19 protein-coding genes are annotated in these 20,541 nt (G+C 67.9%); 9 read left to right on the top strand and 10 right to left on the bottom strand.

Annotated features, from left to right (window positions below; translation table 11 throughout):
• Positions 1-35: 35 nt before the first annotated feature.
• The 3 genes from V3391_RS13215 to V3391_RS13225 all read left to right on the top strand — a co-directional run bounded on the left by V3391_RS13215 (position 36) and on the right by V3391_RS13225 (position 2,209).
• The gene (locus V3391_RS13215) at positions 36-176 is read left to right on the top strand and encodes a hypothetical protein (protein WP_332078898.1); all 141 of its coding nucleotides are present in this window, start codon (positions 36-38) and stop codon (positions 174-176) included.
• A 385-nt stretch (positions 177-561) separates the two neighbouring features.
• Positions 562-1,323 (top strand): trans-aconitate 2-methyltransferase, encoded by a 762-nt coding sequence (tam, locus tag V3391_RS13220; RefSeq protein ID WP_332078899.1) that lies wholly within the window; start codon positions 562-564, stop codon positions 1,321-1,323.
• 439 nt (positions 1,324-1,762) lie between these two features.
• Entirely contained in the window at positions 1,763-2,209 is a 447-nt protein-coding gene (locus tag V3391_RS13225; protein ID WP_332078900.1) for a DUF3597 domain-containing protein, read from the top strand.
• Between the two features lie 88 nt (positions 2,210-2,297).
• Here V3391_RS13225 and V3391_RS13230 read toward each other — a convergent pair whose 3' ends face one another.
• On the bottom strand, positions 2,298-2,930 hold the full coding sequence (locus tag V3391_RS13230) for a hypothetical protein (RefSeq protein WP_332078901.1): 633 nt from the start codon (positions 2,928-2,930) through the stop codon (positions 2,298-2,300).
• Positions 2,923-4,593, bottom strand: a complete 1,671-nt coding sequence (locus tag V3391_RS13235) for a hypothetical protein (protein WP_332078902.1) — start codon at positions 4,591-4,593, stop codon at positions 2,923-2,925. Before V3391_RS13235 ends, V3391_RS13230 begins: the two co-directional genes overlap by 8 nt.
• A gap of 279 nt (positions 4,594-4,872) precedes the next feature.
• On the opposite strand from V3391_RS13235, the gene V3391_RS13240 reads away from it, so the two are divergent.
• The 3 genes from V3391_RS13240 to V3391_RS13250 all read left to right on the top strand — a co-directional run bounded on the left by V3391_RS13240 (position 4,873) and on the right by V3391_RS13250 (position 8,190).
• Entirely contained in the window at positions 4,873-5,742 is an 870-nt protein-coding gene (locus tag V3391_RS13240) for a type II toxin-antitoxin system RelE/ParE family toxin (protein WP_332078903.1), read from the top strand.
• A 72-nt stretch (positions 5,743-5,814) separates the two neighbouring features.
• A complete protein-coding gene (locus tag V3391_RS13245) occupies positions 5,815-7,014 on the top strand; it encodes a VWA domain-containing protein (RefSeq protein ID WP_332078904.1) in 1,200 nt (399 codons plus the stop codon).
• Positions 7,015-7,107: 93 nt separating this feature from the next.
• Positions 7,108-8,190 (top strand): DUF1615 domain-containing protein, encoded by a 1,083-nt coding sequence (locus V3391_RS13250; RefSeq protein WP_332078905.1) that lies wholly within the window; start codon positions 7,108-7,110, stop codon positions 8,188-8,190.
• 193 nt (positions 8,191-8,383) lie between these two features.
• Here V3391_RS13250 and V3391_RS13255 read toward each other — a convergent pair whose 3' ends face one another.
• The 6 genes from V3391_RS13255 to V3391_RS13280 all read right to left on the bottom strand — a co-directional run bounded on the left by V3391_RS13255 (position 8,384) and on the right by V3391_RS13280 (position 15,159).
• Entirely contained in the window at positions 8,384-10,591 is a 2,208-nt protein-coding gene (locus tag V3391_RS13255) for a TonB-dependent receptor (protein ID WP_332078906.1), read from the bottom strand.
• A 50-nt stretch (positions 10,592-10,641) separates the two neighbouring features.
• Complete coding sequence (locus tag V3391_RS13260; protein ID WP_332078907.1) at positions 10,642-10,836, bottom strand: hypothetical protein; 195 nt, start codon at positions 10,834-10,836, stop codon at positions 10,642-10,644.
• Positions 10,833-11,999 (bottom strand): PepSY-associated TM helix domain-containing protein, encoded by a 1,167-nt coding sequence (locus tag V3391_RS13265; RefSeq protein WP_332078908.1) that lies wholly within the window; start codon positions 11,997-11,999, stop codon positions 10,833-10,835. The genes V3391_RS13260 and V3391_RS13265 overlap by 4 nt, the downstream gene beginning before the upstream one ends.
• Before the next feature lie 280 nt (positions 12,000-12,279).
• Entirely contained in the window at positions 12,280-13,152 is an 873-nt protein-coding gene (locus tag V3391_RS13270) for a hypothetical protein (RefSeq protein WP_332078909.1), read from the bottom strand.
• A 176-nt stretch (positions 13,153-13,328) separates the two neighbouring features.
• On the bottom strand, positions 13,329-13,511 hold the full coding sequence (locus tag V3391_RS13275) for a CsbD family protein (RefSeq protein WP_332078910.1): 183 nt from the start codon (positions 13,509-13,511) through the stop codon (positions 13,329-13,331).
• 148 nt (positions 13,512-13,659) lie between these two features.
• Positions 13,660-15,159, bottom strand: coding sequence for a helix-turn-helix transcriptional regulator (locus V3391_RS13280; RefSeq protein WP_332078911.1), 1,500 nt, complete (start codon positions 15,157-15,159; stop codon positions 13,660-13,662).
• Between the two features lie 247 nt (positions 15,160-15,406).
• Between V3391_RS13280 and V3391_RS13285 the strand changes: the two genes are divergently transcribed.
• The 3 genes from V3391_RS13285 (at position 15,407) to V3391_RS13295 (ending at position 18,777) form a co-directional block, all read left to right on the top strand.
• Entirely contained in the window at positions 15,407-16,459 is a 1,053-nt protein-coding gene (locus V3391_RS13285; protein ID WP_332078912.1) for a hypothetical protein, read from the top strand.
• Positions 16,460-16,777: 318 nt separating this feature from the next.
• On the top strand, positions 16,778-18,457 hold the full coding sequence (locus tag V3391_RS13290; RefSeq protein ID WP_332078913.1) for an ankyrin repeat domain-containing protein: 1,680 nt from the start codon (positions 16,778-16,780) through the stop codon (positions 18,455-18,457).
• Between the two features lie 62 nt (positions 18,458-18,519).
• A complete protein-coding gene (locus tag V3391_RS13295; RefSeq protein WP_332078914.1) occupies positions 18,520-18,777 on the top strand; it encodes a hypothetical protein in 258 nt (85 codons plus the stop codon).
• Between the two features lie 81 nt (positions 18,778-18,858).
• On the opposite strand, the gene V3391_RS13300 is transcribed toward V3391_RS13295, so the two are convergent.
• Both V3391_RS13300 and V3391_RS13305 read right to left on the bottom strand, forming a co-directional pair.
• On the bottom strand, positions 18,859-19,032 hold the full coding sequence (locus V3391_RS13300) for a hypothetical protein (RefSeq protein WP_332078915.1): 174 nt from the start codon (positions 19,030-19,032) through the stop codon (positions 18,859-18,861).
• Between the two features lie 505 nt (positions 19,033-19,537).
• Positions 19,538-20,377: an alpha/beta hydrolase family protein gene (locus V3391_RS13305; RefSeq protein WP_332078916.1), complete on the bottom strand. Its 840-nt coding sequence runs from the start codon at positions 20,375-20,377 to the stop codon at positions 19,538-19,540.
• Positions 20,378-20,541: the final 164 nt, after the last annotated feature.

The following is a 20,541-nucleotide window of genomic DNA, read 5'->3' on the forward strand; positions in this document are numbered from 1 at the left end:
GGCCGGGCGGTGATTCCACCGCGCAGGAGTAGATGATGGCGAACGATCAGAAAGACGCGAAGAAGCCGCAGCAGAAATCGGGCTCCGGCGCGGGTGACAGCAAGGGCGCGGACGCGCAGAAGAAGGACAGCGGCAAGTCCTCCGGTGGCGGCAAGGGCTTTTCGTCCAAGAAGTGAGGCGCTGGTACAGGCAATCGGGAAAACGGCGCCGATGGCGCCGTTTTTTTGTCGGGACGCATCAGGTTGGCTTGAGGCGTGCTTCAGCCCCTCTCTCCTTGGGACTACGTGCCCGCCGGGGTAGAGGGGTTGGGGTGAGGGCAAGAGCCGTCGCAACATTTGCCGATCGCATCGCCCTCCAGCACTTGCAGACGCGGCCGACAGCAGGCAACGCGCCCCGTAGGATGGGTCGAGCGCAGCGAAACCCATCGGCTTCACCGTGTTCGCTCGCGCGTCGTCGCACGATCCAACGCAGACGCGAAGATCACAATGAATCCCAGCGTGCGCTGGGATGACGCACTGCGGGTTTGTGGATGGCGCCCAACTACCGCGCACGGAGACATGCATGACCTGGTCCGCCACCCAGTACAGCCGCTTCGAAGACGAACGCACGCGGCCGTCCCGCGATCTCGTCGCCGCCATTCCGCGCGAAACCGCCGCGTACGCGGTCGATCTGGGCTGCGGTCCCGGCAACTCCACGCAGGTGCTGGTTGCCCGCTATCCGGATGCGACGATCCTCGGCATCGACAGTGCCGACGACATGATCCGCGCCGCACGCCAACGTCTGCCGGACATCACGTTCGAGGTCGCCGACATCGCCAGCTGGCGCGCCGGGCATCCGGTCGATGTGATCCTGGCCAACGCGTCCTTGCAGTGGCTGCCCGACCACGCGCAGCTGTACCCGCAGCTGCTGGCGCAGCTCGCCGACGGCGGCTGCCTCGCGGTGCAGACCCCCGACAATCTCGGCGAGCCGCCGCACCGCGTCGCGCAGACGCTGACCGCATCGCCGCGCTGGTCCGCGCGCATCGGCCATGTGCAGCATCCCGACCGCCACGACGCCGCGTGGTACCACGCACTGCTGACGCCGCTGTGCAGTCGCGTCGACATCTGGCGCACGACCTACTTCCACCCACTGGCCGATCACGCCGCCGTCGTCGAATGGTTCAAGGGTTCCGCACTCGGCCCGTATCTCGAACCGCTGGACGACGCGGAGCGCGGTGAATTTCTCGACGCCTACCTCGACGGCATCACGCGCGCGATGCCTGCGCAGGCCGACGGAACCGTGTTGCTGCCGTTTCCGCGTCTCTTCGTTGTCGCGCAGGTCTAGCGAGACGCAAGCTGTGTCGTTGTGCACGCGTGGTGCGGGAGACAGTCAGCCTGTAGCGAAGTCGATGGAACGCTCCGCTGTTGCAGTTCGACGTCGATCGGATACGACGCCTTCGGCGCGAGCCACGCGAACAGAATGCCGGCTGCGAACATCAGCACCAGAACGGATACGAGGACGCCCAGCAGAATCCGGATGCCTCGGGATGACGACGCCATGCGCTTGGGGTCGCCACATTGCGGGCACGCGATCGCCCGGTCGCTGATCTCACGCTGACATTCCTTGCATCGCACCAGAGCCATCAGCACATCCTTTCAATCAAGACGGGTCGCGTCGACGCCAGCCTAACCCCGATCTGCGTCATCGCAAGCGCACGATTCTTTCATGCGGCCTTTGCGAACGCGGCCACACACTCGCCGTTCCCTTCAACGGAGTGACCCGCATGGGCCTGTTCTCGAAAATCGCCGACCGCATCTTCGGCCGCAAAGATGCACCCGCGCCGACGTCCAAGCCTGCCACGCCTGCGAAGCCGGCGGCCGTGATCTTCACCGGCAGCGAGAACGATCCCAAGGTGTCGCCGCCGTCGCACAACCCGGCGCCCACTGCGACTGCGCCCGCGCAGCCGGCCGAGCCGGTCGATGTCGAAGCGGTGCTGACCGCGCTCGCCGCCGAGAAGGGCGGTGCCAGCGACTGGCGCCGTTCGATCGTCGACCTGCTCAAGCTGCTCGATCTCGATTCCAGCCTCGAGGCGCGCAAGGAGCTCGCCGCCGAGCTCGACGTCAACGCCGGTGCGCACGGCAGTGCCGAGCAGAACCTCGCCCTGCACAGGGCGGTGATGCGCAAGCTGGCCGAGAACGGCGGGAAGGTCCCGGACGATCTGAAGGACTGACCGCTCGAAGCGACATGTAGAAAACCGGGCCGGCGCCGCACACGCGCCGGCCCGCTGCGTTTCAGTTGATCCGGACCGCGCGCCGCGATCAGCCGCGCCCGGCAGGCTTCACCGCCACATCGATCGCGCCATCAGCGCCGCGCGCCGCGCGCACTTCGAACAGCTGGCCGCCTTCGACATCGGTCATGAAGAACTCGACCGCGCCGTCGGCCGCGAACTGCGGCGGATGGAAGCGGTAGCCACCTCGCTCGATCGCGCCGCGGTGCGCATCACTGGAAATGTTCGCCTCGGTCCTGGGCACGCGACCCGGCGGCACGTCCGCGCCGAATGCGGCCACCGCCTCGGCCCACAGCGCCGGGCTCGCCTCGTCACCGCAGGCGTCGAGGACGCGCGCCAGTGCATCCGCGTCGCCACGGCCGACGACTTCGTCGCCGTGCAGCACTGCATAGGTCTTGGTCGAGGCCGACAGCACATTGTTCGAGCGCACGCCCACCAGGCGGCATGCACCCGCGGCGCCGTCCGGCACATCGGTCACCACGACATCCGCCACCTGCCATCCATTGGCGTCCGCGGCTACTTCGGCCACGCGCTTGCTGGTCTCGTCCATCGTCTCCGCCGTCGATTCGGTTGGGGTCGCCGCGGGCGCAGCCGCCTGCTGCGCGCACCCGGTCGGGGCGACGATCAACAGGCAACAGCCGGCGGCGTGGATCAGCTTACGCATTGGTCAGATTGTTCGTGCCATCGGGCCCGGTGGTGACGCCGGCAGACTGTGACAGCTCCGGCGGCAAGGGTTTGCCATTGGTTTCGGCCTCCTTCTTCGCCTGCACCAGCGCGTTGACCTCGGCGCGGGCGTTGTCGACCGTCAGATCGCTGCGCCCCAGAATCGTATTGAGATGATCCACGATCCCCTGCGCATCCGCGCCCTTCGCATCCAGCAGCGCGGCGAGGTGATCGTAGCTGCCATCCACGTTGACGAAGCCGGCCACGCGGTCGATGACGTCCGCGACCGTCGGCGTGCGGCCGTGCTGTGCCTGCGAGCCGACGTAGAACGCGCGGTATTCCTCATGGAACCCGTAGGACGAGTTGAGGGACAGACTCTTGTCCCAGTTGCGCATGTGGTTCACCTCGTGCACGAAGGTGTGGCCGATGACCCGCAGTTCGCCCGACCGCGTGGAGTTCGCCGACATGTCGACCGGATTGTTGTCGGCGCTGATGTACGCACGGTTCATCTGGAACAGGTCGCCCGGCTCGGGCGGCACCGAGCCGTAGGCCGAGGTCTCGCCGAAGTCGAAGCGGTACGGCGCGTCATCGGCCAGGAACAGATCCAGCGTGTTGTCGATGATGGTCATGTCGCCAGCATCGTTCTGCGACAGATAGGCCACCGCCTTCAATGCGCGCTGGCTGTCGCCCAGATCGAACTCGCGGAACCAGTCCTTGCCGATCAGCTGCCCGAGGTTCTCGACCGAGCGCGAATCGGGATAGTTGCGCACCTGGCTCAGCAGCGCGGTGCGCTCGTCGGCGCCGAACCGGTCGCTCGACTGGAAGTCCGCGCTTTCGATCAATGTCTTGAGTGCGGCCGGCAGATCGGTGTCGCCCGGTGTGCGGTTGGCCAGGGCCTCGGTCACCAGGCGCTGGTCCGCCGGCGACAGCGCCTTGAACTCCGGCGTCTGCAGAAGCGCCGCTTCGCTCAGCGCGGCGGTGCGCTGCGCCGGCGTCATCGCCTGGAACGAGGGCTCGCCGACCAGCGTGGCGAGATCACGCGCGACCGACGTCGACGCGCCCGAATCGACGAACGCCTGCGCGACCAGTGCGCGGTCCGCGTCCGACAGCGCCGCGTAGGCCGGCGTGTTCTGCAGCGCGCTCGCCGCCGCAGCCCCTTCGGGCGTCAGGCTGCGCAGCAGTTCGCTCGCACGCGTGGTGTCGCCGGACTGCTGCAGCAGCTGCAGGGTGTCCTTCACCTCCTGCGGCACGCCGGGATCGGCGAGGGCGGCGGCGATGTCGGCATCACCCACGTTGCCGTCGCGCGCGGCGGAAAAGGGATTCCAGGCCGAAGACCGCTGTCCGGCCGCGGTGTCGAGCAGGGCGTTGTACGCGCCCGGTCCCGCCAGTTCCTGTGCGGCCGACTGCAGATCGTCGCGGCTGATGCGCCCATCGAACCCACCGGACCCGTTGGCGGTATCGAGATAGCGCTGCGAGACCGCGCTGTCGAGCAGGAACTGCGCGGCCTCACGCAGATCCTGCGGCGTCGACCCGTCGGCGATCAGGGCCTCGAGATCGCTGGTGGTGATCCGCGAGGTGTCGCTGAAGAAGCCGGTGTCGGCAGCGGCGGCGCGATCGTAGTGGGTGAGCAGCGTATTCGTGGCGGAAGACAGGGGATTGGTCATGGCCGGAACCTGGCGCGCGCGGGACGTGGCGTCAGCGTGCAACCTGCCTGTCACGTCGCCCAGTGGGGCCGCCCCTAGGGGCGACGCCTGGTGTGCAGGTGACCACCCGCGCCATCCGCGCCGCCACGCGTGTCGGAGCGCACTCGGACCTGCACCACCGCTGGATCACGGCCCCCGCGTCCCCGCGTTTGCACATCCGCTCGCGTTACGATGCCGGTCCCCACGCCGCACCTCCAGATTCCGCATGAAGGCCCGCACCTCCGACGCATTGCAGGCGGCATGAGCAAGGCGTTCCGCCGTCCGGAGGGACGCGCCCCTTCCCGCATCGAACGTCTGCAGCCGTGGTTCGCCGCGTGCGTCAGCGCGGTGCTGCATGTGCTGTTCGCGTATCTGTTGCTGATCTCCCAACCCATCGTCTTCAAGACGCCGCAGGGTTCGTCGGCCGGCAGCCCGATGGCGGTGCAGTACATCGGCATCACCCCGCCGCAGCCGGTGACCGCGCCGATCGCGAGCCCGCCGCCGCAGACGCCGCCCACGCAGGCCGCGCCCGTGACCTCGCGCGTGGTGACCACGCGCGTCGAGGAGGCCGCCGAACCGGTGCCGCCCGACGAACCCGCGCCCATCGAAGCGCTCACCGAAGTGCGCCCGCCGCGTCCCGCGCCGCCGGCCCCGGCGACACCGCCGCAGCCCGTACAGTCGCAGGCCGCCGCCAGCCCGCCCGATGCCCAGCGTCGCGCGCGGACCTGGGGCCAGCCGCCCGGCATGCTGCCCGAGGCCACCGCGCCGGTGAACGCCGGTCGCGAACGCACCGCGCAGATCGGACGGGGCCGCGGCCGCGATTCCACGTCCGACCAGCCCAGTCTCGAAGTCGGCGGCTACCAGGTGGTCTACGACACCACCAGCGAAACCCGTCTGCGCGAATGGCGCGACGAAGGCGTTACCGAACTCTTCATTCCGCTGCCGGGCACCCGCGACTACATGGTCTGCCCGCTGGAAACCGCGCTGCGCCGCGAGTCGAGCGACTGCCGCATGCTCGCCCCGGAAGATCCGGCGATGGCCAACATCCGCGATTCGCGCGAAGTCATCGGCTTCCACCGCGTCTACCGCCGCGGCGAAGTGGTCTGGCGCGGGCCGGGGCCGTACCGCTGATCGACCCACGGCCGTCTTGATCGCGCCACGACGGCCCGGCCGCACACTGCGCGTCCACACCGGAGACGCCGCATGCCGCGCAACGCCCGTCACCTGCTGGCCCTCGTGATCGCCGCCTGCCTGTCCGCGGGCTGCAGCCGATCCGACACCGCCGACACCGCCGTGTCTTCCGCCGCGCCCGACGCACCGGCTGCCGCGGCCACCGATGATCCCGCGCTGCGCAGCTATTACGACGGCCTCGTCGCCACGCATGGCGAAGACATCACAACCTGCCCGCAGGCCGAGTCGCCCGATGCGCAGGCCTGCGCCGACGACACCGTCGCCGGCATGCCGGCCGCGCCTCGCCGCGTGCTGCTGATGCTCGATGCCTCCGGCTCGATGGCCGGCCGCCAAGGCGGCGAGACCAAACTCGTGATCGCGCAGGACGCGCTGCTTGATTTCGCGCGCCGCATCGAAGGTGACGCCCAGGTCGCCTTGCGCGTCTACGGCCACCGCGGCGGCAACCGCGAACAGGACAAGCCCGAGTCCTGCCGCGCCACCGAACTCGTGCAGCCGTTCGCACCGCGCGACCCGGCCGCGTTCGAAACCGCCGTGCGCGCGTTCCAGCCCAGCGGCTTCACGCCGATCGCCGCGTCCCTGCAGGCCGCCGCGCGCGACTTCGCCGATGGCGGCGCGAATGCCGACGGCAACGTGGTCTATCTCGTCTCCGACGGCATCGAAACCTGCGATGGCGATCCGGTGGCTGCGGCGCGCGCGTTGCGGGCCGGCGATATCGGCGTGGTCGTCAACGTGATCGGCTTCGACGTCGATGCGCAGGCCGAACAGCAGTTGCGCAGCGTTGCCGAAGCCGGCGGCGGCGAATACCTCGCCGCGCAGAACCGCGACGATCTCACCGCCCTGTTCAACCGCCGCCTTGCTGCGATCAGTGCGCGCTTCAACTGCCGTATCGGCGCTGCGTCGGCGTCGTTCAATCGCACCGTCGGCACGCACTCCACGCGCCTGAACTGCATCGTCGGCAAGGCAGTCCGCGAGTCGAACGCCGTCATCGGCGCCGCCACGACCGACCGCAACGCCGGCCGCGCGACTGCGGCACAGTTCGACTACGCCATCCGTCAGGCAAGCGAGAAGCGCGAGGGCCTCATCCGACCCGCCAGGGCCGAATACGACGCTGCGGTGTCGGGTTCCAGCAATGCGCTCGAAGCCGGCGTGGACGCCGCCAATGCGGATCGCGAAGCGGCCACGCAGGACGCGCGCGACGGCGAGACGCGGTGATCCTGTCACTTGCATGACTGCCGCCGCGCGCGATCCACGCGCACGGCAGATGGTCTGCGACGATGCCGCACCGTTCGCCGCAAAGCGCCTGCCATGACCCGGATCCTGTGTGCCCTGACCGCGCTGTGCCTGCTCGCCGGCTGCGCCAGCCAGGCACCATTGCAGATTCAGCGCAGCCCCGACGATGTCCGCGCCGAGATCCTGCGCAAGCTGCCGGCCCGCCTCGACGATCGCGCGGGCTGGGCGAACGATGTCTACGTCGCGCTCACCGCGCAGGACATCGCGCCCACCAGCGAACACCTGTGCGCCGTGCTCGCCGTGACCGAACAGGAGAGCACCTACACCGCCGATCCCGCGGTGTCGGGCCTGCCGAAACTCGCACGCACCGAGATCGAGCGCCGCGCCGCCGCGGTGCACGTGCCGGACTTCCTGCTCAACGCCGCGTTGCGCCTAGAATCGCCCGACGGCCGCACCTACGCGCAGCGGCTCGATCGCGTGCGCACCGAGCGCGATCTGAGCGAACTCTACGAAGACTTCATTTCCATGGTGCCGCTGGGACGGCGTCTGTTCGCCGACCACAACCCGGTGCGCACCGGCGGGCCGATGCAGGTCCGCATCGACTTCGCACAAACGCACGCGAGTGGCTATCCGTATCCGGTCGAGCACGACATCCGGCACGAAGTGTTCACCCGGCGCGGCGGTCTGTACTTCGGCACCACCCATCTGCTGGGTTATCCCGCGAACTACGAGACGCCGCTGTACCGCTTTGCGGACTTCAACGCCGGCTGGTACGCCAGCCGCAACGCGGCCTTCCAGAACGCGGTGACCGAAGCCTCGGGCATCGAACTCGCGCTCGATGGCGACCTGCTGCTGCCCGGCGCGAACCTCGACACGCCCGGCGCTACCGAACGCGCGGTGCGCGCGCTGGGCGGCCGCATCGGCATGGACGCCGCGCAGATCCGCCGCGCGCTGGCGCAGGGCGGCGAACACGGGTTCGAGGACACCGATCTCTACCGCCGCGTCTTCGCACTGGCCGACACCGCTGCCGGCCGCGCGCTGCCACGCGCCGTGCTGCCCGGCATCGTGCTCGAAAGCCCCAAGATCACCCGCACCCTGACGACTGCGTGGTTCGCCAACCGCGTCCAGGAGCGTTGGGAACGCTGCATGCAGCGGTAAGCCGCGCGCGGGGACAGCCAGCCGCTCCGCCATTTCTGTCCGCGCCGCTCGCCTTGTCGGCATGAAGCGCCGCGTGTCCCTGCGCCGAGTTCAACGGAGTGCGCCTGCTCCCGTTGGTTGAAGGCAGGTGTCGAGACACGGACCGGACTGGACCGCCCCGTGATTCCGTCGTATGTGCGCCGCCGCCTGCCGGCTAGAAATCGATCGATGCCGACAGCTTGTAGGTGCGTGGCGCGCCCTGCAGCAGGTCCGGTCGGAAGCTGTCGAACGCCGACGCCCAGTAGCGTGCGTCGGTGATGTTGTCGATGTTGAAGCGCAGCGTCAGGGGATGGTCGCGGACCAGCGTGACGTAGCGCGCGCCGATATCGAATCGCGTCCAGCTGTCGAGATGTGTGGTGTTGGCGAGGTTGGCCGCCTGTTCGCCGGTGTGGACTGCGCGGCCGGTCAGGGTCAGCGCGGGCAGCGCGGGCACGTCCCATTCGACGTTGGCGTTGACCAGCAGGTCGGGCACGCCGACGGCGTCGTTCCCCTGGTTCAGGCCGCCGACGGTGCGGCGCAACTCGGTGTCCAGAATCGAGACGCCACCGATCATGCGCAGCCCATCGACCGGCATCGCTTCAGCGCTGAATTCGATGCCGCGATTGCGCTGTTCCCCGAACGGTCCGAAGCGCAGGGCGCCCTGGGTGGCAGGGTCGGGCTGCAGGAATGCGGTCTCGCGGTCCGTCTGGAACAGCGCGACACCTGCGTTGAGGCGCGCATGGCCGAGCTTGACGCCGATCTCGGTCTGACGGGACACATATGGCTTCAACATCTCGCCGGCATTGATGACCGGCAACGGTGCGCCGCCACCGGGGTTGGCGCCGCTCGCCGGCGCGGTACCGCCCTGCACCAGCGACTCGATGCGGTTGGCATACAGCGACACGCCGTCGACGGGCTTGTAGACGACGCCGAAGACCGGGGTGACGTCCTGTTCGTCGTATTCGGCGGTCAGCGCACCGGTCACGTTGGAATACGAGCGCACGTTGATCTTCTGCAACCGCGCGCCGGCGGTCAGCAGCACGCGGTCGTCGAGGACGCCGAGTGTGTCCGACACGAACGCACTGGTCAGGCGCGTCTTCGAGATCGGGAACGGATCGGACAGGTCACCACCGACGAACGACACGGTCGACGGCCGCACGGTGTCCACCGGGTTGTACAGGTTGGTGGGCATCGCGTCGGCGTAGAACTCGAACGCGTTGCGATTGGTCAGCCAGTTGGCCGACACGCCGACATTCAGTGCGTGGCTGACCGGACCGGTCTCCAGCTGCGTGCGCAGGCCGACGGTCGCAGCCTCGTTGTTGTCGGTGCGCGGAATGAAGGAGCCGCTGACGCTGGCATCGCCGGTCTCCGCATCCAGCAGGGTGAGCGAGCTGTAGACACCGTCCTCGCGGCCGTCGCGTGCACCCAGTGCACCGTAGAGCAGTGTGTGCTCGCCGATGTCCCACTCCGCGCGCAGCTGGCCGAACACGTCGCGCAGCTCGGTGTACTGCCACGGCTGGCCGTAGTTGAGGTCCGCATCCGGCACCCGCGGCACCACGTTGTTGACGGTCACCTTCGGGCGCAGGCGTTCGACGCGGATGTCCTGGTAGGCCAGATCCAGCGCCGCACGGAACCCGTTGCCGGTGTAGTCCAGCGCCAGGCCGAGCACATCGGACTGGCGGTCCTCGTCGTCGATCGCCACATCGCCACCACGCGTGGCGCCATTGATGCGCAGTCCCCACGCCGCGTCGCCGCCGACGCGCCGTGCAATGTCGAAACTCGCGCCCGAATGGCCCGGCGAGGTGAAGCCCAGCGTGACCCGATTGAGCGGCGTGTCACCCGCCCGCTTGGGCACCAGGTTCACGCTGCCGCCGATGCCGGAGCCACCGGGCGCGGCGCCGTTGAGGAATGCGCTGGCGCCGTTGAGCACCTGCACGGATTCGTAAAGCTCCGGGGCAACCAGTTGCCGCGGCAGGATGCCGTACAGGCCGTCGTACCCGATGTCGTCACCGGCCAGCGCGAAGCCGCGCACGACGAACTGCTCGGCTGCGTTGCCGAAGCCGTAGGTGGTACGCACCGACGGGTCGTTCTCGAGCACCTGCCCCAGCGTCTGCGGCTGCTGGTTGAGGATCAACGCCGCGTTGAAGCTGCGAATGCCGAACGGCACGTCCTCGGCCGCCTGCTCGCCGAGCACGCCCACACCGCCCGCGCGGCTGACGCCGGTCTGGTTGCCGCGCTGCGCGGTGACGATCACGCGGTCGAGCATGCGCGCTGCGTCATCGGCACGCGGGGACTGCCCATCCTGGGCGACAGCGCACGGCGTGGACAGCGATGCGGCGATCAGCAGGGCCAGATGGCATCGGCGCGGATGGCGGTGGGACATGGACACTCCAGAGAAAAGGCACGCGGATCGAATGGGGAGAGAAAGGCGCGTCACGAACGCCGGGCCGCGCGTGCCCACAGCACCGCCGCCACCGGCGCTGCGAGGCCCAGCCAGGCAAGGCCGTCGCGCCAGCCATCGCCGGTGAGCGCACTGACCAGCCCGATGAGCCCCGCCACGGCGATCACTGCCGGCACGGCGAAGACGTGGCGCAGCCTGCGGTGCTGTTGCGTCGAATGCGACTTCATGCGGCGCGCCGCAATCTTGGCGACGACGTGGCGGGGGCAGGCGCAGGACCAGAGGCGCGGCGTTTGCCGAGCCACAGGTACAGGCCGGTCACCAGCACGACAATCGTGAACACATCGAGGACCGCCCACAGCAGCTTGAGCGGCAGGCCGCCGTAGTCGCCGAAGTGCAACGGGCGCGAGAGCGAGAGCGCCTTGTAGTACCAGGGCATCGGGCGCGCATCGGTAAACGCACCGGTTTCGGCATCGATCAGCGCAGGGGTGAGCAGCCGCTCGGTCAGCGGCGTGTCGCCCTGGAAGAACACCGCGTAATGATGCTTCGAGCTGAACTTGCCGCCGGGAAACGCGATGAACTGCGGGTTGTTGCCGGGCAGCGCCTCGCGGGCACGCGCCATCGCGCGGTCGAGCGAGCCATAACGCGCGGGCGGCAGCGCCTCGCGCCCTGCGTAGGCGCGGGTCATCTCACCCAGCTCGCTGCGCTGCCAGGCCTGGTTGATGGGATCGGCCAGGGTGTGGATGGTGCCGGTGATGCCGACCACCAGAACCCAGGCAACGGTCACCACGCCCAGCAGGTTGTGGTAGTCGAGCCACTTCGCGCGCGCGCTGCGGGAATAGCGCAGCGTGCCGAACGGCAGCTTGCGCGTGAACGGGACATACAGCACCACGCCCGAGACCACGGCCGCGGCGAACAGCAGCCCCATCGCACCCAGAAACAGCATGCCTGGCAGCCCCAGGAACATGTCGGTGTGCAGTTGCAGGATGAAATGCATCACGCCCTCGCTGTCGCTCTCGGCCGCGAAGATCTCGCCGGTCGAACGGTCCAGCTGCAGGATGGTCATGTCGCTGGCGGGCGAATCCGGACGCGGCGCCGTGGTGACGGTCATCGACGGCTGGTCGTTGTCGAACGCCATGAACACCGGCACCTCACCAGGCCGTTCCGCCAGCGCACGGGCCAGCATGTCGTCCAGCGGGCGCAAGCCAGGCGCGTCGCTCGACGAGCCCACGCCAGGGAGACGGAACTGCGGGGTCCCCTCGGTCAGCCGGTCGATCTCGTCATGGAAGATCAACGGCAGCCCGGTGACGCACAGCATCAGGAGGAACAGGGTGCAGACGAGGCTCGTCCACTTGTGCACCCATGCCCAGGCACGGATCGAGCGGTTTTGCATGCGGCGGATTTTACATGCGAATTACTCTCATTTACAGACGACACACGCTCAGAACGCGCATCGGATCCCGGGTTCTGGACCGGGCCGTCTTCCGGACGCACGGAATTCGCTGAGCAAGGCGCGGAACCGGAAGACGCAGGTCGCCGATGGCCTGGACCGCCGCCGCGCGGCGATCCTGCGTCCGCCGCGCGCCTGGGCGTCCGTGCGGATCGTCTGCAGTCCCGGCCAGTCACAACGCCAGCCTGCGTGGCGTTGCGACAAAGGGCGGTGTCGGTCCCGCTTACGGCAGTGCCGTCGCGGGCGGCGCCGCGGCGCCGGTGAACAGGCCGTTGGCCACATCACCGGGCTGCCAGCCGCGACCGGTATCGAGGCCCGTGACCCACCAGGTATGCGCATTGATGCGCAGCGGTCCACGCACGCGCTCGTGGAAGCGCGTCGGCAGCATCACGCCGTCGAACGCGCGGTAGCCGGTCATCGTGGTGTCGACGTGCGCGCCCTGCGTGGTCGGGAATCCGTTCAAGGTCAGGTGCACGCGGTGCAGCAGATGCGTACGCGCATCGAACCACGCGATTACCGTGTCGTTCGCCGCCTCACCGAATCCCGGCGCGATCTCCACCCGCACGCGCTGGTAGCGCTGCCCGTCCTCGTCGGCATCGGCCATGCGCGTGACCTGTGTCGCGCGTGCGGCCAGGAACGACGGGCCGAAGTGGAACAGCTCGAACGCGTCGGTGGTCATCGCCGCTGCCCGCAGCGTTTCGGTGTCGGTGGCGCGCACGCCGTCGCGATACACCTCGATGCTCCCGGGCCTGCGCACCACCTGTTTCGTGCCCGTCGGCCCTTGCGAGCGGATCACGTGCAGGCCAAGCGCAGGCGCGTAGCGCGTCTCGGACGTCACCCGGTAGCCCGCATCGGTGACCACCGGCTGGATGCGCTGGATCAACGACTCCCAGCGTCCGTCGCTCGCGTAATTCAGATCGCCGCTGTGCGTGCGCAGATCACCGCCATGCGCCGCCACGCTGCGCGCGAGCACTGCCGCGCCATCCAGTCCGTCCGCGGCTTCATACGGCGCCGACGCTCGCGGAAAGCCCGTCGCGCACCCGGCCAGCCACAGGCCCGCCACCAGCACCACCACACTCCGGATCACGACGTGCATTGCAGACGCTCCTTGGATCGGTCTGCATGGCTTACGGCGCAGGGCGCCCGCTGGATCACCACCGGCCACACGCGGCGCATACGGCAAACACGAAAAAGGCGGGATACGCCGGAGCGTGATCCCGCCATGCCGCCGGACAGAGCGGCGGCCAAGCGTTGCAGGATGTCAGGCGCGTATCAGCCGCCGGTCTTGTCGCGCACCGTGTCGGCCACCTCGCCGACCTTGCGCTGCGCCTTGCCGACGGTCTTCTCCGCCGCGCCCTCGGCCTCGGTCTTGCGGTCGCCGGTCAGCTTGCCGATGGCTTCCTTCACCGAGCCCTTGATCTGCTTGGTGGTGCCTTCGATGCGGTTCTTGTCCATGCGTGTCTCCTGGTGGGGATGAGGGACCCGACGGGCGTCCTGCGTGGCAGCACGCCCCGGTGGACACAGATTGCGTTGCAGGGCGCAGCGCCGACAGTTGCAAATGCACCAGCGGCACTGGTGCATCCGCAGCAAGTCCGTGCGTCGTTCAGCCGCTCTTTTGCGAAGACGCGCCGCTGCCGAAGTAACCGCGCTCGCGCGCCCACACGATCGCCTCGGCGCGACTGTGCACGTCGATCTTCGAGTACAGCGACGCGACGTGGTTGCGCACCGTATTGGTGGCCAGCCCGAGACGCGTGGCGATCTCCTTGTCCGAGAGGCCTTCGCACATCAGCCCGAGTGCATCGCGCTCGCGCGCGGTGAGGTCGGCCAGCGCCACGGCCTCGGCGCCCGGCGCGTTGCCGCGGCGCACGTTGGCGAGTTTCTCGATGAGCGTCTGGCTGAACCACGAGGCGTCCTGCATCACCGTTTCGATCGCGCCGACCAGCTCCATTTCCGAGCGTTTGCGGTCGGTGATATCGAGCAGCGCCATCAGATGACAGGGCGTGCCGTGGATCGCGAACGAATCCGCCGACACCAGGCAGTCGAGCGGCGCGCCATGCTTGCGATGGATGCGGAACTCCGTGCTGCGCAGCACGCCGCTGTCGCGCAGCGCGGCCTGCAAGCGCGAGTGCGCGGCGCGGTCCTCGAACAGGCCGATCTCGTCGAGCGATTTGCCCAGCAGTTCTTCCGGCGCGAGTTCCGTCGTCGTCACGAAGGCCTCGTTGACCTCGATCACCCGCAGCGTGTCGGCGCTGCACACCAGCGTCGGCACCGGCGTCATCTGGAAGGCCTTGGCGAAGCGTTCCTCGCTCTGGCGCAGCGCATCCTCGGCCTTGCGGCGCGGCTCGAGATCCATGAAGGAGAACAGCATGCAGTCCTCTTCGCCCACCTCGATCGGCTGGCCGGCCACGATCACCAGCTTGCTGCCGCCCCCGGGCAGGCTGAGCTCGGCCTGCATCTGCGGAATCGTCACGCCCTCGCCGAGCTTCTCGATCGCGGCCTTGCGCGCCTCGGCGCCTTCGAACACATCCAGCTCGTACACCGAGCGGCCGATCACGTCGTCGCGCGCGTAACCGGTCATCTCCATGAAACCCTGGTTGACCTTGATGTAGCGCAGGTCGTCGAGCCGGCAGATCACCGCCGGCGCCGGATTGGCGTTGAAGGTCTTCTCGAAGCGCTGCTCCGCGCTGGCCCACTCGGTGATGTCGGCAATGATCAGCACCAGGCAGTCGGGCTCGCCGCGTGCATCGGTCAGCACCAGGCTGCGCACGCGATGCACCCAGCAGCGGTCGGGATCGGCCGCCGGAATGACCTCCACGATGACGTCGCTGAACGTTTCGCCGGCGATCACCCGGTCGATCGGATAGTTGCCCGCCTGCAGCCGATGGTTGTTGCGATAGCGCAGCGCGAAGCGCTCGCGATACGCGCCGACGTCGGCGCCCAGATCCTCGATGGCCTCCACGCCGTGCAGCTGCAGCGCCGATTCGTTCGCCCACACGATGCGCTGGTCGGGCTCCACCAGGATCACGCCTTCGCTCAGGCCGGTGATGATCTGCTGCAACTGCTTGCGGTTGGTCTGCGTGGCCAGGCTGGCGTCGTCGGTCATCGGCGGTGTCTCGAGGCTGCGCCAGGGCGCGGTCGGTCGGATGGCCGCGCATTGTGACGCCCGCATCCGGCCGGGCCGCCCACGCCACGCACACATCCGCGTCGTCCGCCCGCCCATCGTCCGCATGCACTAACGCCGCTGGTGCATATGCACGCAGACACGCGCCCCGTGCGTCCGGACACTGCGCGCCACCCGGGCAGTGCGTCCCGCAGTGCCCGCTCCCCACAGACGAGATGGCGAGACCGACATGACCTCCACGATGAATCCCGATGACCCGCTCGCGCCCCGGATGCAGCCCGGCGAGGCGCGCCCGCCCGGCACGCGCACTGCCCGCGTCGACGCCGCCCGCCCACGGCCCGCGCCCGCCATTTCCTGGGCGGCCGTGTTCTCCGGCTGCGTGCTGTCGCTGGTCGCCTATCTGTTCCTGAGCATCCTCGGCACCGCAGTGGGCGCCAGCGCCGTCGATCCCACCGGCGATGCCAATCCGCTGAGCGGCTTCGGCACCGGCGCCGGTATCTGGCTGGCGATGTCGACCATCATCGCCATCTGCCTCGGTGCGCTGGTCGCGGGCCGCTCGGCTCCGGCGCAGGGTGGCCTGCACGGCGTGCTGAGCTGGTCGGTGACCACGCTCGTCACGACGTTCCTGCTGGCCTCGGCGGCCAGCGGCCTTGTCGGCACCGCGTTCGGTGTGGTCGGCAAGGGCCTGTCGCTGGCCGGGCAGGGCGTCGCCGCGGCATCGCCCGGCATCGCATCGCAGGTCGGCGACGAACTGCGCGACCGCGGCGTGGACCTGGACTGGAACGATCTGCGCGGTGAGTTCGAGACCCTGCTGGCGCAGACCGGCAAGGCGGAACTGTCGCCCGACGCGATCGAGCAGAAGGCCGAGGCCGTCGGCACTGACGGCGAGCAGAGCGCCCGCCAGGCCCTCGAAGACCCGACGCAGTCCGGCGACGCGCTGGCCGACTGGTTCGACCGCGCCCGCCGCGAAGGCCGCACCACGCTCGAAGCCGCCGACCGCGACGCGCTGGTCAACATCGTCGTCGCCCGCACCGGCAAGCCCCGCGCCGAAGCCGAGCAGATCGTCGCCCGCTACCAGCAGCAGGCCCAGGCCATGATGGCGCGCATCGACACGCTGAAGGCCGAAGCCGAGCAGAAGGCCCGCGAAGCCAGCGACGCCGCCGCCCGCGGCGTGTCCAAGGCTGCCTGGACGGCCGTCGTGCTGCTGATCCTCGGCGCCGCCATCAGCTGGTTCGCCGGCGCCATCGGCTTCCGTCGCCGCATGCTGCACGCGGCGTACTGAGGTCGAACCCGAAGCCGGCAGTCGAGGCCTCGGCTGCCGGCTTTTTGTCTGTCTGCGATCTGCCTTGCGAAACGGTCGAGTCTAGGGTCGCGCACTGTGCACGCAGCACGTGGCGAGGCTGGGGTGAACCCGAAGACGCGATCTCTGAAGACAGACACGAAAACTCCAAGCAGAATGCGGCTCTGCGGAATTCCGCCGCGGTGTCATCCGCTGCAATTGATTACAACGCTGACATCATCGAGCCCTGCAGCGTGACCCGACGGCCGGAGCCGCCGAGTCTAGGCGGAGCAATGGACAACCTGGCCAGGAGGCATCGACTTGAAGATCGGCAATCTGCTTGGATTCCCTTCGTTGTCTGCGCTCGCCACGACGGTATTGCTCGGATGCAGCGAGACGACACCAGGCCAGCCCCTGGACGCATCGCATGCCCAAGTTCCGGCGTGCGTTGAAGGTCAGCCTGCCGGTATTGCACCGACGGCATCAGAGATCGCCGCGCATCGTCGATACGACGTTCCGCTACTGACCATTGCCGAGCCGCATGACCCCGAGCGTATTTGGGGACTGACACTCGTTCTGCAGGTGGACAGGTCAGGCTCAGTCACCTGCTACAGGGCGGAAGATGAATTCGGGGATCGGCAGCCCATGACCAACGAGCACCGCGTGCTCCTACGTGGCATGCGGACATGGCGCTTCGAGCCGTTTCTGCAGGAAGGCGCGCCGGTTCCCGCCATCGTCCGCGAGCAGGTCTACGAACAGCGGCTTCCGCACACGCATCGGTCGCCCCCTGGTGTCCCGCTCGATCAGGTCAAGATTTCACTTCGTCGCACTGGCTGCTTTGGATCGTGTCCTGCCTACAGCGTCGAGATCCAGGGCGACGGTGCTGTCACGTACGAGGGACATGGCTGGGTCGACGTCGAGGGAGTGCATCGCTACGAGATTCCGCCAAGTCAGGTGGCATTGCTGGTTGCCGACATCACGCGCAGGAACCTGTGGTCCATGGACAGCAGTTATCGCGCGCCAGTTACCGACAACCCGACGCACGTGCTGACGCTGCGCATGGGGGAGCACGTACATCGGATCGACGACTACGCGGGCGTCATGATCGGTATGCCTCGTGATATCCGGGAGTTCCAGGCGCACGTGGACAAAGTTGGCCAGGTGGAAGCGTGGACCCGCCTGTCCGTCGCAGCAGTTGACCGACTGCAGCAGGAGGGCTTCGATTTTCGCTCGCCAGCCGCGGGAGATCTGCTCGCGCGGGCAGTCGAAAACGATGCAGGCCAAGACGACCAGGCCATGCTCCTGCTGATCGAATACGGCGCTCCTCTTCAAGACGGAACGTCGAATGGGCTACAGACAGCGCCTGCTGAGCCGTCCCTGCTGGACAGGGCATTGGAGAATCATCGCCTGTTGCTGGTGTCGCCACTGATCGAGCGTGGGGCACTGAAAACGAAAGGCGCACTCGATCCACACAAATTGGATTCCGCATTCCGGGCTGCGATCCGAGGAGGCAGGCTTGCAGCTGTGCAGGCCATCTGGGATCAAGGCGGGCACGGCGTTCAGCCGGCACTGCTCTTCACGGAACAACCCGATCAGATGACGAAAGACGTGCCAGTCACGTTTCTGCTCGCACGTCGTTACGGAGACGAGGGCTGGGAAGGCCTGCGGATTGCGCAATGGCTGGCCGCCCGTGGTGTCGACCTCAAGGCGCGCGGTGCAAGCCGAACGACGCTTCTGCACGTTGCGGTTCGTGCGGGTGACATCGAGTTCGTGCGCTTCCTTCTGAACCAAAAGTTCGATGTCAACGCGCCTGGAGAGTTCGATCTCCCCGCTCTGGGAACCGCCACAAACGAGGACATCGCGCTCATGTTGCTTCAGCACGGATCGGACTGGCAGATGGATGACAACGGCAGCGGATTCCTGCGTTACGCCCGCGATCAGCACTGGAATCGCGTGCTGGCTTGGCTGAAAGATCGCCAGGAACCGAAGCTGCCCCGGTGAGCCGAGTGATGCGGCGCCGGGACAAGCCGGCTATCGTGCCGTCCTGATCACGCAGACACACCATGAAGAAGACCTACGATCCGCCGCTGACCGAGAACTCCAACTCGCCCCTGTTCCGCGTCGACCGGAACATCCGGCTGGCCCATCAGCGCCTGGCGACCGCGATCGACATGAAGCAGCACCACACCAGCCACAGCCTGGCGCAGGAAGTGATCAAGGAAGCGCGCGAATCGCTGCGCAAGGCGGACCACCAGCGCGAACTCAAGCTCAAGGAACTCGCGCAGGCAGAGGCCGAATTCCAGGCGCGCCGTCAGCGCTGATTCGCGCGCGGGCGGCAGTCGCATTCTTCAGCAAGCCAAAGCCACATCCGAGGATTCCGGCGCCGGCATTGTCCGGGGATCCTAGATCGGCTTTCTGCCCGGACGTAGCGAGATGATCTGCGCGATGGTGACAAATACGAGAAGCAGCCCGAACACCAGCACTATGAGATCGGCCTCGGCGAAGCCCGCGCCTGAAATCAGCTTCTGGCCGAAGTAGTAGATGATCCGCAGCGACAGAAAGCCGAAGAACGCCACGCTGACGTATCCGCACACACGCTGAAACATTGGCAACCCTTTGGGTTCGAGATTGAAGTCTTTGCTGCGGCTCGGTTGAACGGGTGACGCAATTACATTAAGGCAATCAACCCCTGCGGTGGGCGCTGGATGACAGCAGCGGCCAAAAGTCCCAGCAGTGGAAGAAGAGCGTGCGTTAGGCCTCCGTGTCCGGCGCGACTGTTCGAAATGATGCCGTAAGTGAACCGGACCCTTTATTTCCGAACTCAAGCTCAAGGAACTCGCCCAGGCCGAGGCTGAATTCCAGGCCCGCCGCCAGCGTTGATCCGCGCGCGGCATCGCCCGTGCAGTCCGGTATGCAGCGATCAGCTGCTGGGAAATCCTCGACTGCAATGACGTGACCTCGCGCAGCTATCGGCAATGCCGAGTCGTCAGCTGACCGCTGCGATCACGAAACGATCTGTGTGTTGTGGCCGCGCAACACTTGCGAAGCAACTGCACGACGCCGGCGCGACCGCCCCCCCGATCAGGGCGCTTCAGGCTTCGCAGCCGGTGCGCCGCGCATGCCGAACGCGTGCGCCGCAATCCAGTCCGCGACGGCTTCACCGTTCGGCAGACCCGGCGTCACGATGTCGAAGTGGTTGGGCGCAGGCGGCGCGAACACCTCGACCGGATCGCCCGCTGCTTTCGCCGCCTCGATGTAGCCCTGCATGAAGGGGCCGAGTTCCGCGGTCACGAGCAGTTGCCACACGCCGAGCGGCAGATGGTCCGACGGACTGGCCGCGCGATAGGCGTCCGGCACCTGTGCCGGTGTGCCGCCCATCAGCGGCACGATTACCGGCTGGCCGCAGACCTGTGCATCGATGCCGATCATCGGCGCCAGCGCGCCCGGCCCGTCGATCGCCACGGCCGCCTTGATGCGCGGACTGTTCGCAGGCGGTGTCCACGGCGCAGCGAGTTGCGCCCGCGCCGGTGCCCACAAGGCGAACAGCGCACCGGCCGAATGGCCGATGGTCACCACGCGGTCCAGATCCAGCGGCTGGTCCTTGGCCACCGCGCCCAGATGATCGATGCCGGCCGCCACGTCCTCGAACGAGCCAGGCCAGCCACCGCCCGCATGGCCCACGCGCCGGTAGTCGATGTCCCAGGTCGCGATGCCGCGCTTACGCAACATCTCCGACAAGCCGGGCAAGCCAGTGCCGCCCAGTTCCGCCATCCAGCAGCCGCCGTGGATCACGATCGCCACCGGGAACGGCCCGTTGCCGTCGGGAATCCGCAACTGCCCACGCTGCTGCGGGCCGGCGCCATAGGCCAGCGTCGCCGTCGGTGGCGGCGCGGCCGCATCCGCGTCCTGCTGGATCTGCATGGCCGATTTCGACGCAGGCACCGCGGCTGTTGTTTGCGCCTGCATGGGCGCGACGTGCAGACCAAGGCCGGCCAGCATTACGGCAGTGGCGAGAACGGAAAGACGGCGTCCAGTGTTCATGCAGGCATCCCCTCGGTCACGACACGACCATTGAGAGCCAGAAC

Origin of the sequence: Luteimonas flava, assembly GCF_036584485.1 — a bacterium.
GTDB lineage: Bacteria > Pseudomonadota > Gammaproteobacteria > Xanthomonadales > Xanthomonadaceae > Luteimonas > Luteimonas flava.

What these genes read in the sequence shown, in the direction of transcription:
- V3391_RS13245 (WP_332078904.1), top strand. Translation starts at nt 5,815, where the DNA reads ATGCCGCGCAACGCCCGTCACCTGCTGGCCCTCGTGATCGCCGCCTGC.
- V3391_RS13305 (WP_332078916.1), bottom strand. Translation starts at nt 20,377, where the DNA reads ATGCAGATCCAGCAGGACGCGGATGCGGCCGCGCCGCCACCGACGGCG.
- tam (WP_332078899.1), top strand. Translation starts at nt 562, where the DNA reads ATGACCTGGTCCGCCACCCAGTACAGCCGCTTCGAAGACGAACGCACG.
- V3391_RS13275 (WP_332078910.1), bottom strand. Translation starts at nt 13,511, where the DNA reads ATGGACAAGAACCGCATCGAAGGCACCACCAAGCAGATCAAGGGCTCG.
- V3391_RS13295 (WP_332078914.1), top strand. Translation starts at nt 18,520, where the DNA reads ATGAAGAAGACCTACGATCCGCCGCTGACCGAGAACTCCAACTCGCCC.
- V3391_RS13270 (WP_332078909.1), bottom strand. Translation starts at nt 13,152, where the DNA reads ATGCACGTCGTGATCCGGAGTGTGGTGGTGCTGGTGGCGGGCCTGTGG.
- V3391_RS13230 (WP_332078901.1), bottom strand. Translation starts at nt 2,930, where the DNA reads ATGCGTAAGCTGATCCACGCCGCCGGCTGTTGCCTGTTGATCGTCGCC.
- V3391_RS13260 (WP_332078907.1), bottom strand. Translation starts at nt 10,836, where the DNA reads ATGAAGTCGCATTCGACGCAACAGCACCGCAGGCTGCGCCACGTCTTC.
- V3391_RS13285 (WP_332078912.1), top strand. Translation starts at nt 15,407, where the DNA reads ATGACCTCCACGATGAATCCCGATGACCCGCTCGCGCCCCGGATGCAG.
- V3391_RS13250 (WP_332078905.1), top strand. Translation starts at nt 7,108, where the DNA reads ATGACCCGGATCCTGTGTGCCCTGACCGCGCTGTGCCTGCTCGCCGGC.
- V3391_RS13215 (WP_332078898.1), top strand. Translation starts at nt 36, where the DNA reads ATGGCGAACGATCAGAAAGACGCGAAGAAGCCGCAGCAGAAATCGGGC.
- V3391_RS13225 (WP_332078900.1), top strand. Translation starts at nt 1,763, where the DNA reads ATGGGCCTGTTCTCGAAAATCGCCGACCGCATCTTCGGCCGCAAAGAT.
- V3391_RS13240 (WP_332078903.1), top strand. Translation starts at nt 4,873, where the DNA reads ATGAGCAAGGCGTTCCGCCGTCCGGAGGGACGCGCCCCTTCCCGCATC.
- V3391_RS13280 (WP_332078911.1), bottom strand. Translation starts at nt 15,159, where the DNA reads ATGACCGACGACGCCAGCCTGGCCACGCAGACCAACCGCAAGCAGTTG.
- V3391_RS13235 (WP_332078902.1), bottom strand. Translation starts at nt 4,593, where the DNA reads ATGACCAATCCCCTGTCTTCCGCCACGAATACGCTGCTCACCCACTAC.
- V3391_RS13265 (WP_332078908.1), bottom strand. Translation starts at nt 11,999, where the DNA reads ATGCAAAACCGCTCGATCCGTGCCTGGGCATGGGTGCACAAGTGGACG.
- V3391_RS13255 (WP_332078906.1), bottom strand. Translation starts at nt 10,591, where the DNA reads ATGTCCCACCGCCATCCGCGCCGATGCCATCTGGCCCTGCTGATCGCC.